Raw genomic sequence first — 13,086 nt, 5'->3', positions numbered from 1 at the left:
CAGAACCGCTGGGTCCAGCCTGCGACACGCGCGGCGGTTGCGTCAATCGGCTGACCCCCATGACGCGGCGTTCCGACGCAGGCGGCGCCTCTGGCGTGGCGCGGCCGCAACGATATGACGGCATGACAGGAGGTTCTCATGCGTTTCGCCCCCCTTCGCACCGCTCCGCCCGGGCTTTTCCGCCGCGTGCCGCCCGCGATCTTTCCGCCGCTTCTGGGCGGGCTTGGGCTGGCCCTCGCGTGGCGCGCGGCCACGCTGCGCTTCGCCCTGCCGCCGGGGCCCGCGGGGCTGCTGGCCGGCATGGTCATCGCCGCCGCCGGTTTTGCCGCGCTGGCCTATGGCGTCAAGCTGGCCCGCCGCCCCGCCGTCCTGGCCGAGGAGCTGCGCATCCTGCCCGGGCGGGCCGGCGTCGCCGCGGCCATCGTCGCGATCCATGCCGCCGCGCAACTGCTCGGGCTTTTTGCGCCCGGTCTCGCGCGGGGGGTGCTGGTGGCGGGCATGGCGGCGCAGCTGCTGTTCTGGGCGCTGGTGATCCCGGTCATGGCGCGGGTTCCGGGGCAGGGGCGGGTGAGCCCGGTCTGGCAGCTGACCTTTGTCGGTCCTATCGTCGCCGCGCAGACCGTGGCCGGTTTCGGCTGGACCGGCCTGGCCCAGGCGCTGTGGTGGGTCATGGCGGCACTGGCCGGGCTGATCTGGATCGCCAGCCTGCGCCAGGCCCTGACCGAACGCATGCCCGCGTCCCTGCGGCCGCTTCTGGCGATCCACTTGGCGCCCATCGCCCTGCTGGGCAATGTCGCGGCCAGCCTGGGCTGGCAGCAGGTGGCGCTGGGCTTTGCCGTGGCCTCGGCTGCGGCGCTGGCGCTCGCCGCGCTGCGCGTCCGCTGGCTGACCCAGGCCGGATTCTCGCCGCTCTGGGGGGCGTTCACCTTTCCGCTGGCGGCGACGGCGAGCCTGTGGGTCGCGGTCTCGGGCTTCGCGCCCGGCTGGACCCTGCCGGCGCAGATCCTGCTGGCGGCGGCCAGCCTGGTGGTGCCGCCGATCCTGCTGCGGGTCTGGCGCGCCTGGGCCGACGGCGGGCTGGCGGTCAAAACCAACGCCGCCATCGCCTGACGGTCTGGACATTCCGGCCGGCCCGTGAAATGGGAAACTGCCAAACGAACCCCGTGACAGGATGCTCCCATGCAGATTCGTGAGGCTTTGACCTTCGACGATGTTCTTCTGGTTCCTGCGGCCTCCTCGGTGATGCCCTCGACCGCCGACGTGACCACCCATGTCACCCAGCGGATCCGCATGAACATTCCGCTGCTGTCCTCGGCCATGGATACCGTCACCGAAAGCCGCATGGCCATCGCCATGGCCCAGGCCGGCGGCATCGGCGTGATCCACCGCAACCTGACCGCCGAACAGCAGGCCGACGAGGTGCGCCGGGTCAAGCGCTTCGAATCCGGCATCGTCTACGACCCCATCACGCTGACCCCGGATCAGACCATCGCCGACGCCCGCGCACTGCAGGAACGCTATAACGTCACCGGCTTCCCGGTCGTCGATGCCGAGGGCCGGGTGGTCGGCATCATCACCAACCGCGACATGCGCTTCGCCGCCAGCGACGACATGCCGGTCAAGGCGGTGATGACCGGCGACAACCTCGCCATCCTGCGCGAGCCCGCCGACCGGGCCGAGGCGATCAGCCTGATGAAGGCGCGCCGCATCGAGAAACTCCTGGTCACGAACTCCTCGGGCCGCCTGACCGGCCTCCTGACGCTGAAGGACACCGAGAAGGCCGTGCTGAACCCGCTGGCCTGCAAGGACGAGCTGGGCCGGCTGCGCGTCGCCGCCGCCTCGACCGTCGGCGAGGAGGGCTATGAACGCAGCCTGGCGCTGGTCGAGGCCGGGGTGGACCTGGTGGTCATCGACACCGCGCATGGCCATTCCGAAGGCGTGGCCAAGGCCGTCGCCCGCATCAAGGCGCATTCGAACGCGGTGCAGGTCGTCGCCGGCAACGTCGCCACCGCCGAGGCGGCGCGCGCGTTGGTCGATGCCGGCGCCGATGCGATCAAGGTCGGCATCGGTCCCGGCTCGATCTGCACCACCCGCATCGTCGCGGGCGTGGGCGTGCCGCAGCTGACCGCGATCATGGATGCGGTGCGCGGCGCCGGGGACGTGCCGGTCATCGCCGATGGCGGCATCAAGTTCTCGGGCGATTTCGCCAAGGCCATCGCGGCGGGGGCCAGCTGCGCCATGGTGGGTTCCGCCATCGCCGGCACCGACGAAAGCCCGGGCGAGGTGATCCTGTATCAGGGCCGCTCGTTCAAATCCTATCGCGGCATGGGCAGCCTGGGCGCCATGGCGCGCGGCTCGGCCGACCGCTACTTCCAGAAGGACGCGGCCTCGGACAAGCTGGTCCCCGAAGGGATCGAGGGCCAGGTGCCCTACAAGGGCTCGGCCGCCGCGGTGATCCACCAGCTGGTCGGAGGCCTGCGCGCCGCCATGGGCTATACCGGCAACGCCACCGTGGCCGAGATGCGCGGCGGCTGCGAATTCGTGCGCATCACCGGGGCAGGGCTGAAGGAAAGCCATGTCCATGACGTGCAGATCACCCGCGAAAGCCCGAACTACCGCCTGGGCTGAGGGCCGCTAACCCGATCTTAACCGGACTGCCGTAAAGGTCGCGAGGGAACCACCTTTGCGGCCTTTCATGCTTTTCCGGGCTTTCCTTTTCCTTCTGGCGCTCGGCGCGCTGGCCCTCGGACCGGGGCGGGGCATGGCGCTGCCCTCGGCCGATGTCTGCGAATGGGCGGCCGAGCAGGCGGCGCAGGAATATGGCGTGCCTGTGGACATCATGGGCGCGCTGACCCTGACCGAGACCGGGCGACGGCTGGACGGCCTCGTGCGCCCCTGGGCCTGGAGCGCCAATGCCGAGGGCGAGGGCACCTGGTTCGACGACCCCGCCAGCGCCGTGGCCTTTGCCGAGGATCGCGTGGCGCAGGGCCGCACCAATATCGACATCGGCTGCTTCCAGCTGAATTTCCGCTGGCATGGCGAGAATTTTTCCTCGGTCGCGCAGATGTTCGACCCGCTGGAGAATGCCCGCTATGCGGCGCGTTTCGTGCGCGGGCTCTACACCGAGACCGGGGACTGGCGCGCGGCGGCGGGGGCCTTTCATTCCCGCACCCAGGTCCATGCCCAGAAATATCTGGCGCGCTTCGACACGCTGCGGCAGATGCTGCGCGAGCGCGGCTTCCAGGGCCTGACCGACGGGCCCGAGACCTACAACAGCTTCGCCGCGATCACCTCGGGGCAGCGCAAGCAGGTGCGCGACAGGGTGATGCTGCTGGGCGCGCCCCTGGGCACCGGCGTCACCGGCACGCCCGGCTCGCTCGCCGCCATCGGCCAGGGACGCGGCGCCACGCTGACCCGGGCGCGGGGGCCGCTGCTTCTGGCCTCGCGCGGACCGCTGGCCGGGGGCGCGGGCGGGCAGGACCCGGAGGCGGCCGCCGGGCCAGATCCGCCCGAGCCGCCGCCCGGCTGGGATTGACAAACGCGCCGCAGCGGCCTTTCTGCCGCTTGTCCTTCCCATCCGCGCCGGGGGCGCAGGCCACATGACCCCAGCCGCCCGCATCGCCGCGGCCATCGAGATCCTCGACCGTATCCTGGCGGGCGATCCGGCCGAGCCGGCGCTGTTGCGCTGGTCCCGCGCCAGCCGCTTCGCCGGCTCGGGCGACCGCGCCGCGGTGCGCAACCTGGTCTTCGACAGCCTGCGCCGCCTGCGCTCGCGCGCGGCGCTGGGCGGGGCGATGACCGGGCGCGGGCTGATGCTGGGCCTGTGCCGTGACGAGGGCATCGACCCGGCCACGATCTTTACCGGCGAGGGCCACGCGCCCCCGCCGCTGTCGCCGGCCGAACAGGCTGCCGGAACGCCGGCCGGCTTGGGCGAGCGGCTGGACCTGCCCGACTGGCTGCTGCCGCTGTGGCGGCAGTCGCTGGGCGACGAGGCCGAGCCGGTGGCGCTGGCCCTGCGCGACCGCGCCCCGGTCTGGCTGCGCGTCAACCTGCGCCGCGCCACCCCCGAGGCTGCCGTGGCCGCCCTGGATCGCGACGGCATTACCGTGGCGCCGCATGCCGCGCTTGCCTCGGCCCTGCGCGTGACCCAGGGCGCACGCCGGCTTTCCGGCTCAGCCGCCTATCGCGACGGGCTGGTCGAGTTGCAGGATCTGTCGCCGCAGCTCGCCTGCGCGCTGCTGCCGGCGCAGGGCAGCCTGCTCGACCTTTGCGCCGGCGGCGGCGGCAAGGCGCTGGCCCTGGCCGCGCGCGGCGCGGCGCCGGTCGTGGCGCATGACATCGACCCCGGCCGGATGGCCGACCTGCCGGCCCGGGCCGAGCGCGCGGGCCTGCGTATCCGGCTGGCCGCGCCGGGCGGGGTCTCGGGCCGGTTCGATCTGGTCGTCGCGGACGTGCCCTGTTCCGGCAGCGGCACCTGGCGGCGCACGCCCGACGCGAAATGGCGCCTGACCGTCGCCGACCTTGCGCGCCTGCAGCAGACCCAGGCGCAGATCCTGGACCAGGCCGCGGAATTCGTCGCGCCGGGCGGGCACCTGGCCTATATGACCTGCTCGCTGCTCGACGGCGAAAATGCGGGTCAGGCCGGGGCTTTCCTGTCCCGCAACGCCGATTTCAGCCTGCTCGAGCAACGGCGGTATTCTCCGCTGACGGCCTCGGACGGATTTTTCCTGGCGCTGATGCGCCGGTGTTAACCGCCTGTTAACCCGCATGCGCTACTCCGAGCGGAAACGACTGGTGGCGAGGCGGCTGATGATTTCCGAACGGGCAGAGATCCTGCGCTCGGCGCAGATCCTGGTGCCTTTCCTGGTGCTGCCGGTCCTGGCCGGGGCGCTGTGGCTGGCGCTGTCGAACGGACCGGCGCCGGGCGGCACCACGCTGCTGGCGGCGGGGGCGGCGGCGCTGGCCTGGTACCTGCTGGGCGGCGCCATTTCGGCCCGGCACCTGCATCGCGGGCTGGCGGTGCGGCGCGAACTGGCGCGGGCCATGCCGGCCGTGCTGGCCCATGACCTGCCCGCCCTTGCCGTCGATCCGCAGGGGCTGATCCTGGCGCAGAACGCGCTGGCGCTGGACCGCCTGGGCGATCTGGTCGGCCGCCCCGTCACCGATCTTCTGCGCCGCCGGCACGCCGATCCGCAGGCGCAATGGCACGCCCTGGGCATCGGCCTGGCCCGCAGCGGGCGCGGGTGCAGCGACCTGGGCGAGTTCGGCCATTTCGCCATCGCGCGCGAAGCGGGCGGGCTGGTGCAGCTGTGGCTGGCAACAGAGCCCGAGCCGGCGGCGCTGATCCCGGCCGAGCCGCCCCGCGCGACGGATGACGATTTCGACCTGCTGCCGGTGGCGCTGCTGATGCTGGACCCCTCGGCCCGGATCCTGCGCGCCAATGCCGCCGCCTGCCAGCTGCTGGGCAGCGACATCGCCGGGCAGGGGCTGGCCGCGCTGCTGGACGGCCTGGGCCGCGAGCTGGGCGACTGGGTCGGCGACATCTGCGCCGGCCGCACGCTCGGCGGCTCCGAGGTGCTGCATGTCAAGGCCGAGGGCCCCGAGCGTTTCGTCCAGGTCACGGTGGCGCGCGGGCGGGGCGATCACGCCACGGCGGTGCTGTCGGATGCCAGCGCGCTGAAGACGCTCGAGGCGCAGTTCGTGCAAAGCCAGAAGATGCAGGCCATCGGCCAACTTGCCGGCGGAATCGCCCATGATTTCAACAACCTGCTGACGGCGATCACCGGCCATTGCGATCTGTTGATGCTGCGCCACGACAAGGCCGACCCGGATTATGCCGACCTGGACCAGATCAGCCAGAACGCCAATCGCGCAGCGGCGCTGGTGCGGCAGCTGCTGGCCTTTTCGCGCAAGCAGACGCTCAAGCCGCAGATCATGGACCTGCGCGACACGCTTTCGGACCTGACGCATCTCTTGAACCGGCTGGTGGGCGAGCGGATCGTGCTGACCTTCGACCACGATCCCTCGCTGCGCATGATCCGCGCCGACCGCCGGCAGCTGGAACAGGTCATCATGAACCTGGTGGTGAACGCCCGTGACGCCATGCCCGAGGGCGGCGACATCACCGTCAGCACCGACAATGTCCGGCTGGACAGCCCCTCGGGCGTCGGTCGGGCGACGTTGCCGGCGGGGGATTACGTGCGGGTGCAGGTGCGCGACCAGGGCTGCGGCATCGCGCCGGACGACCTGGCCAAGATCTTCGAGCCCTTCTTCACCACCAAGCGCCTGGGCGAGGGCACCGGGCTTGGCCTCTCGACCGCCTATGGCATCGTCAAGCAGACCGGCGGCTATATCTTCTGCGACAGCACGCCGGGCGAAGGCAGCTGCTTCTCGCTGTTCTTCCCGGCGCATGACCGCGCCGCCATCGATGAGCCGGCGCCCGAGCCCGCGGCGCCGATGCGCGCCCGACGCGAGGTCGAGGCCACGGTGCTGCTGGTCGAGGACGAGGCGCCGGTCCGCGCCTTTGCCAGCCGCGCCCTGAAGTTGCAGGGTTTCAACGTGCTGGAAGCCGCCTGCGCCGAGGATGCGCTGTCGCTGCTTTCCGACCAGCGGCTGCTGGTCGATGTCTTCGTGACCGACGTGGTGATGCCGGGCATGGACGGGCCGTCCTGGGTCAGAACCGCGCTGCGCGACCGGCCCGACACCAGGGTGATCTTCATGTCGGGCTATGCCGAGGACATCTTCTCGGAGGGCAGCCCGGTGCCGGACGCGGCCTTCCTGGCCAAGCCGTTCTCGCTGTCGGACCTGACCGCGCTGGTCACGCGCCAGCTGGAGGCGGCGCATTGAGCGCGGCGGTCTACAGCGACTGGTAAAGCTGGAAGTCGCGCTGCATCAGCCGGCGCAGCTCGGCCTCGTGCCCGGGGCTCAGGCTGACGTCGACGGCCGGTGGCACATTGACGCGCGGCAGGCTGATGGCGCAGTCGAGGCTATCCTCGAGGAAATGGGTGAAGCTATCGATGTCCTCGTAGCGAAAGATCCGGTCGACCCGGTCCTGGCCCGCGGTCAGGAAATCCGCCTGGTTGCCGATGCGCGCCACGGCGGCGCCCTGCGGATCGACATAGGCGCGGGCGAAATCGGCGAAATCCAGGCCGGTCATCGCATGTTCCGCGTCCTCGCTGTCGTCGCGCAGGCGAAAGCGATACCAGCTGCGCAGCCAGTCCAGCGGCTCGCGCATCAGCGCGATGGTGGTGAAGTGATCGCCGGTGACCGAATGCAGCCAGGGCGCAATATGGCTGCGGTAATGGCCAAGGTCGGTGTGCTTCAGCTCGGCGGGTCGGCGGACGGCGAGGCTGGCCAGCGGTTCGAGCGCAGTTTCGATCGCGGTCGAACCGGCCTTCGGCGTCGCGAGAAACACCAGGCGGCGTTCCCAGAAGATCAGCATGTCCACATCTTTCAGCCAGGGGCGGAACAGCGGCGGGATAGTGCTTCGCCCGGCGAGTGTAAACCGTTTCTTAACCTTTCCGGCGCAGGCTGGGGGTCGGCAGGGCTGATTCGTGACGCAGGACTTGCTTTCTCGCCCGGATGGGCACAAATAGGAACAACTCGTGAACAAATCACGGGCGGGCATCGATTGCCCCGGCGGTCGGGGTGTGAAATAAGCATGAGGACGGCATGGCAGGGGCAACACTTTTCGACATGAACGACAAGCGATCGGCAGACAAGCAGAAGGCTCTGGACAGCGCGCTGGCCCAGATCGAACGGCAGTTCGGCAAGGGCTCGATCATGAAGCTGGGCGCCGACAATCCGGTGGCCGAGATCGAGGCGACCTCGACCGGCTCGCTGGGGCTCGACATCGCGCTGGGTATCGGCGGGTTGCCCAAGGGCCGCATCATCGAGATCTTCGGCCCCGAAAGCTCGGGCAAGACCACGCTGACGCTGCATGTGGTCGCCGAAGAGCAGAAGAAGGGCGGCGTCTGCGCCTTTGTCGACGCGGAACACGCGCTGGATCCGCAATATGCCAAGAAGCTGGGCGTGAACCTGGACGAGCTCCTGATCAGCCAGCCCGATACCGGCGAGCAGGCGCTGGAGATCGTCGATACGCTGGTGCGCTCGGGCGCGGTGAACCTGGTGGTGGTCGACTCGGTCGCGGCGCTGACGCCCAAGTCCGAGATCGAGGGCGACATGGGCGACATGCAGATGGGCAGCCAGGCCCGGCTGATGAGCCAGGCTATGCGCAAGCTGACCGCCAGCATCGGGCGCAGCAATTGCATGGTGATCTTCATCAACCAGATCCGCATGAAGATCGGCGTGATGTTCGGCAACCCCGAGACCACGACCGGCGGCAATGCGCTGAAATTCTATGCCTCGGTGCGGCTCGACATCCGCCGCACCGGCTCGATCAAGGACCGCGACGAGGTGGTGGGCAACGCCACCCGCGTCAAGGTGGTCAAGAACAAGGTCGCGCCGCCCTTCCGCCAGGTCGAATTCGACATCATGTATGGCGAGGGCATTTCGAAGGTGGGCGAGCTGATCGACCTGGGCATCAAGGCCGGCGTGGTCGAGAAATCGGGCAGCTGGTATTCCTATGGCGACGAGCGCATCGGCCAGGGTCGCGAGAATGCCAAGCAATACCTGCGCGACAATCCCGAGGCGGCCTATGCCATCGAGGACAAGATCCGCGCCAGCCACGGCCTGGATTTCGGTGCGACCGACGAGGCGGACGACTCGCTGACCGAAGAGTGAACCCGGGCCGACAGGTCCGACGGGATGCGCGGCATGGCCGCTCTCCCCCGGGGGCTTTGCCCCCACGCCTCCCGTGCCCCTCGATGGGGCGCGGGAGGCGTCCCCCCAGGATATTTCTCCAAGAAAGAAGCCGCGCCGGCCCATGCGGGATTGCTGGACAGCCGCCATGGCTGGGGCTAGACCGGGCGGCAAACCGGCCCTGGCCGGGGGAACCGCATTGCGATGAAGGCCTGCCATGCCCAGCTTGAATGACATCCGTTCGACTTTCCTGAACTTCTTCGAACGCAACGGCCACCGGATCGTCGAGTCCAGTCCGCTGGTGCCGAGAAACGACCCCACCCTGATGTTCACCAACTCGGGCATGGTGCAGTTCAAGAACCTGTTCACCGGGGTCGAGACCCGCGACTACAATCGCGCGACCACGGCGCAGAAATGCGTGCGCGCCGGCGGCAAGCACAACGACCTCGACAATGTCGGCTATACCGCGCGACACCATACCTTCTTCGAAATGCTGGGGAATTTCAGCTTCGGCGACTATTTCAAGTCGGACGCCATCCCCTTTGCCTGGGAATTGCTGACCAAGGATTTCGGCATCCCGAAGGACAAGCTGCTGGTCACCGTCTATCACACCGACGACGAGGCCGCGACCATCTGGAAGAAGGTCGCGGGCCTCAGCGACGACCGCATCATCCGCATTCCGACCGACGACAATTTCTGGCGCATGGGCCCGACCGGCCCCTGCGGCCCCTGCACCGAGATCTTCTTCGACCACGGCGACCAGATCTGGGGCGGTCCGCCCGGTTCGGCCGATGAGGACGGCGACCGCTTCATCGAGATCTGGAACCTGGTCTTCATGCAGAACGAGCAGTTCGAGGACGGCTCGATGCGCGCGCTCGACATGCAGTCGATCGACACCGGCATGGGGCTGGAGCGGATCGCCGCGCTGCTGCAGGGCAAGCACGACAACTATGACACCGATCTGATGCGCAGCCTGATCGAGGCCAGCGCCCATGCGACCAGCGCCGACCCGGACGGCCCCGGCAAGGTGCATCACCGTGTCATCGCCGACCACCTGCGCTCGACCAGCTTCCTGATCGCGGACGGCGTGATGCCCTCGAACGAGGGTCGCGGCTATGTGCTGCGCCGGATCATGCGCCGCGCCATGCGCCACGCGCATATGCTGGGCGCCAAGGATCCGGTGATGCACCGCCTGGTGCCGGCGCTGGTGCGCCAGATGGGCACCGCCTACCCCGAACTCGGCCGTGCCCAGGCGCTGATCGAAGAGACGCTGCGGCTTGAGGAGACGCGCTTCAAGCAGACGCTGGATCGCGGGTTGCGCCTGCTCGACGACGAACTGTCGCGCCTGCCCGAGGGCGCGAACCTGCCCGGCGAGGCGGCCTTCAAGCTTTACGACACCTATGGCTTCCCGCTGGACCTGACCCAGGACGCGCTGCGCGAAAAGGGCCGCAGCGTCGATACCGCCGGCTTCGACGCCGCCATGGCCGAGCAGAAGGCCAAGGCGCGCGCCGCCTGGGCCGGCTCGGGCGAGACCAAGGACGCCGCGATCTGGTTCGACATCGCCGAAGAGCATGGCGCCACCGAATTCCTGGGCTATGACACCGAAATCAGCGAGGGCCAGATCCTGGCTCTGGTGCAGGACGGCGCCGCGGTCGAGCAGGCGGGCGAGGGCCAGCAGGTGCAGATCGTCGTCAACCAGACGCCCTTCTATGGCGAATCGGGCGGCCAGGTCGGCGACACCGGGCTGATCAAGACCGAGACCGGCGCCGCCCGTGTCACCGATACGAAAAAGGCCAATGGCGTTTTCATCCATGTCGCCGAGGTGACGCTGGGCACCATCGGCCGCGGCCAGGGTGCGCAGCTGTCGGTCGAGCACGACCGGCGCTCGGCCATCCGCGCCAACCACTCGGCCACCCACCTGTTGCACGAGGCGCTGCGCCGCGCCTTGGGCGAGCATGTCGCGCAGCGCGGCAGCCTGAACGCGCCCGACCGGCTGCGCTTCGACTTCAGCCACGGCAAGGCGCTGACCGCCGAGGAGATCGCCCAGGTCGAACGCGAGGTGAACGACTTCATTCGCCAGAACAGCCCGGTCGAAACCCGGATCATGACCCCCGACGATGCCCGCGCCCTGGGCGCCCAGGCGCTGTTTGGCGAGAAATACGGCGACGAGGTGCGCGTCGTGTCCATGGGCGAGCTGGCGGGCTCGGGCAAGGGCACCGGCGGCCAGACCTATTCGCTGGAATTGTGCGGTGGCACCCATGTCGGGCGCACCGGCGACATCGGCATGTTCGCCCTGACCAGCGAGACCGCCTCGGCCGCCGGCATCCGCCGGGTCGAGGCGCTGACCGGCCAGGCCGCGATGGACGAATTGCGCCGCGTGGACGCCGAGCTTTCCGAAATCGCCGGCATTCTCAAGGCGCAATCGGGCGATGTGGTGAACAAGGTCCGCGCGCTGGCCGAGGAACGCAAGACCTTGGCCAATGAGGTCGCGCAACTCAAGCGCCAGCTTGCCATGGGCGGGGGCGCCGAGGATAAACCCAAGGACATCAATGGCATCAAGCTGATCGCCCGCCGCGTCGACGGCGTTTCCGGCAAGGAACTCGGCCCGCTGGTCGACGAGATGAAGGCAAGGCTGGGCTCGGGCGCCGTGGTGGTGCTGGCCGAGGCGGATGGCAAGGCCACCGTCGCCGCCGGCGTCACCCCGGACCTGACCGACCGGCTCAGCGCGGTCGAGCTGGTGCAGGCGGCGACCGTCGCCTTGGGCGGCAAGGGTGGCGGCGGGCGCCCCGACCGCGCGCAGGGCGGCGCCCCCAGCCTCGCGGCTGCGGAGCAGGCCATCGCCGCCGTGGAAACCCTGATCGGAGAGAAAGCATGACCGCGCTCTGGATTGCCCATGTGACGGTGACCGACCCCGAAGCCTATGGCGAATATGCCCGGCTGGCCGGCCCGGCCATCGCCGCGCATGGCGGGGTCTTCCTGGCCCGCGGCTCGCGCTTCGTGCAGCTGGAGGGGACCGAGCGCGCGCGCAATGTCGTCGCCCGCTTTCCCAGCGTCGAGGCGGCGGTGGCCTGCTATCAGTCGGCGGAATACCAGGCGGCGCTGGACCATGCCCGCAATGCCGCCGAGCGCGAGCTTGTGATCGTCGAGGAAAATCCCGCCTGACGGTTTTTGGTGATTCGTTAGGATTTCCGTGCTAGGCCTTGGAAAAGCACGGAAACGGGGGCAGGGAATGTGTCGCTGGGCAGCCTATGTCGGCAGTCCGATCTATCTCGAGGATGTCATCTGCCGTCCCGGGCATTCGCTGGTGCGGCAAAGCCACGGCGCCATGCGCTGCCATACGCCGGTCAATGCCGACGGTTTCGGCCTGGCTTGGTATGGCGACCGGCCCGAGCCCGGCCTCTATCGCGACATCATGCCGGCCTGGTCGGACAGCAATCTGAAAAGCCTGACCGCGACGCTGAAATCGCATCTGTTCCTGGCGCATGTCCGCGCCTCGACCGGCACCGCGACCAGCCGCAACAATTGCCATCCCTTCGTCGTCGGCCGCTGGAGCTTCATGCACAACGGCCAGTTCGGCGGCTATGACGGCTATCGCCGCCATGCCGAGGCGCTGATCCCCGACGAATTCTATCCGCATCGCAAGGGCGCCACCGACAGCGAGGTGCTGTTCCTGATGGCCCTGGGCGAGGGGCTCGACAGCGATCCGGCCGGCGCCATGGCCCGCGCCACCGCGAAATTCGAGGCCCTGGCCCGCCAGCGCGGCGAGACCCCGCATGTGCGGCTGACGGCGGCGTTTTCGGACGGCGAGCGGCTCTATGCGCTGCGCTATGCCAGCGACGACCAGGCGCCGACGCTCTATCACCGCTGGTCGGACAGCCGCAACGGCCGCGCCGTGGTGTCCGAACCCTTGGAAAGCGACGAGGCCGAATGGCAGGAAATCCCGCAGAAAAGCTTCTGCGTCTTCCAGGGCGAGCAGGTGGCGATCACGCCTTTCCTGCCCAACCCGATCAGCGCCGCCGCCTGACGACGGCGGGTGTTTCACCGTTTTTCAAATACTCCAACCCGGCGCGCGCAAGCGGCCGGTGCCCCCGCGGCGCCTGGCCAGCGCAGGAAGCGGCGTTTGTCGTTCCAGCACCGCGGCGTCGGACGCGCCGGAATGCGGTCCATTGCCCTGGCCCGCAAAAGCAGGGGCGCCGGGCCGGCCCCGTGATCCAGGGCGCCCGGCGCCGACCGCTCCAACCGCAAGGCAGGGGCGCGGTCAGACCCCGTTATCCCGGGCGCCCGGTGCCGGGGCGCCCACCGCTCCGGCCCGCAGGGGCAGGGGCG

At 69.4% G+C, this 13,086-nt stretch carries 10 protein-coding genes; 9 read left to right on the top strand and 1 reads right to left on the bottom strand.

Features of this window, described 5'->3' with window-relative positions; genetic code table 11:
• The first annotated feature begins 138 nt into the window (after positions 1 to 138).
• The 5 genes from E3D03_RS08680 (at position 139) to E3D03_RS08660 (ending at position 6,846) form a co-directional block, all read left to right on the top strand.
• Entirely contained in the window at positions 139 to 1,110 is a 972-nt protein-coding gene (locus tag E3D03_RS08680) for a tellurium resistance protein (protein WP_263566636.1), read from the top strand.
• Positions 1,111 to 1,179: 69 nt separating this feature from the next.
• Complete coding sequence (gene guaB / locus E3D03_RS08675; RefSeq protein WP_263566635.1) at positions 1,180 to 2,628, top strand: IMP dehydrogenase; 1,449 nt, start codon at positions 1,180 to 1,182, stop codon at positions 2,626 to 2,628.
• 133 nt (positions 2,629 to 2,761) lie between these two features.
• Positions 2,762 to 3,535 carry a hypothetical protein gene (locus E3D03_RS08670; RefSeq protein ID WP_263566634.1) on the top strand — a complete coding sequence of 258 codons (774 nt, stop codon included), beginning with the start codon at positions 2,762 to 2,764 and terminating at the stop codon, positions 3,533 to 3,535.
• A 64-nt stretch (positions 3,536 to 3,599) separates the two neighbouring features.
• Positions 3,600 to 4,751 (top strand): RsmB/NOP family class I SAM-dependent RNA methyltransferase, encoded by a 1,152-nt coding sequence (locus tag E3D03_RS08665; RefSeq protein ID WP_263566633.1) that lies wholly within the window; start codon positions 3,600 to 3,602, stop codon positions 4,749 to 4,751.
• A 58-nt stretch (positions 4,752 to 4,809) separates the two neighbouring features.
• Positions 4,810 to 6,846, top strand: a complete 2,037-nt coding sequence (locus tag E3D03_RS08660; protein ID WP_263566632.1) for an ATP-binding protein — start codon at positions 4,810 to 4,812, stop codon at positions 6,844 to 6,846.
• A gap of 10 nt (positions 6,847 to 6,856) precedes the next feature.
• On the opposite strand, the gene E3D03_RS08655 is transcribed toward E3D03_RS08660, so the two are convergent.
• Positions 6,857 to 7,441 carry a sulfotransferase family protein gene (locus E3D03_RS08655; RefSeq protein ID WP_263566631.1) on the bottom strand — a complete coding sequence of 195 codons (585 nt, stop codon included), beginning with the start codon at positions 7,439 to 7,441 and terminating at the stop codon, positions 6,857 to 6,859.
• A gap of 230 nt (positions 7,442 to 7,671) precedes the next feature.
• Here E3D03_RS08655 and recA point away from each other — a divergent pair, with 230 nt between their 5' ends.
• The 4 genes from recA to E3D03_RS08635 all read left to right on the top strand — a co-directional run bounded on the left by recA (position 7,672) and on the right by E3D03_RS08635 (position 12,784).
• Entirely contained in the window at positions 7,672 to 8,742 is a 1,071-nt protein-coding gene (recA, locus tag E3D03_RS08650) for a recombinase RecA (protein WP_026155163.1), read from the top strand.
• A 235-nt stretch (positions 8,743 to 8,977) separates the two neighbouring features.
• Positions 8,978 to 11,635, top strand: a complete 2,658-nt coding sequence (gene alaS, locus E3D03_RS08645) for an alanine--tRNA ligase (RefSeq protein ID WP_263566630.1) — start codon at positions 8,978 to 8,980, stop codon at positions 11,633 to 11,635.
• Positions 11,632 to 11,922: a DUF1330 domain-containing protein gene (locus E3D03_RS08640; protein WP_062561974.1), complete on the top strand. Its 291-nt coding sequence runs from the start codon at positions 11,632 to 11,634 to the stop codon at positions 11,920 to 11,922. Before alaS ends, E3D03_RS08640 begins: the two co-directional genes overlap by 4 nt.
• A 67-nt stretch (positions 11,923 to 11,989) precedes the next feature.
• A complete protein-coding gene (locus E3D03_RS08635) occupies positions 11,990 to 12,784 on the top strand; it encodes a class II glutamine amidotransferase (protein ID WP_263566629.1) in 795 nt (264 codons plus the stop codon).
• Positions 12,785 to 13,086 lie beyond the last annotated feature (302 nt).

The sequence above is a fragment of the Paracoccus sp. DMF genome (assembly GCF_004407025.1).
GTDB classification, from domain to species: domain Bacteria; phylum Pseudomonadota; class Alphaproteobacteria; order Rhodobacterales; family Rhodobacteraceae; genus Paracoccus; species Paracoccus aminovorans_B.
This window is presented reverse-complemented; position numbering and strand designations above follow the sequence as displayed.

What these genes read in the sequence shown, in the direction of transcription:
- E3D03_RS08680 (WP_263566636.1), top strand. Translation starts at nt 139, where the DNA reads ATGCGTTTCGCCCCCCTTCGCACCGCTCCGCCCGGGCTTTTCCGCCGC.
- guaB (WP_263566635.1), top strand. Translation starts at nt 1,180, where the DNA reads ATGCAGATTCGTGAGGCTTTGACCTTCGACGATGTTCTTCTGGTTCCT.
- E3D03_RS08670 (WP_263566634.1), top strand. Translation starts at nt 2,762, where the DNA reads ATGGCGCTGCCCTCGGCCGATGTCTGCGAATGGGCGGCCGAGCAGGCG.
- E3D03_RS08665 (WP_263566633.1), top strand. Translation starts at nt 3,600, where the DNA reads ATGACCCCAGCCGCCCGCATCGCCGCGGCCATCGAGATCCTCGACCGT.
- E3D03_RS08660 (WP_263566632.1), top strand. Translation starts at nt 4,810, where the DNA reads ATGATTTCCGAACGGGCAGAGATCCTGCGCTCGGCGCAGATCCTGGTG.
- E3D03_RS08655 (WP_263566631.1), bottom strand. Translation starts at nt 7,441, where the DNA reads ATGCTGATCTTCTGGGAACGCCGCCTGGTGTTTCTCGCGACGCCGAAG.
- recA (WP_026155163.1), top strand. Translation starts at nt 7,672, where the DNA reads ATGGCAGGGGCAACACTTTTCGACATGAACGACAAGCGATCGGCAGAC.
- alaS (WP_263566630.1), top strand. Translation starts at nt 8,978, where the DNA reads ATGCCCAGCTTGAATGACATCCGTTCGACTTTCCTGAACTTCTTCGAA.
- E3D03_RS08640 (WP_062561974.1), top strand. Translation starts at nt 11,632, where the DNA reads ATGACCGCGCTCTGGATTGCCCATGTGACGGTGACCGACCCCGAAGCC.
- E3D03_RS08635 (WP_263566629.1), top strand. Translation starts at nt 11,990, where the DNA reads ATGTGTCGCTGGGCAGCCTATGTCGGCAGTCCGATCTATCTCGAGGAT.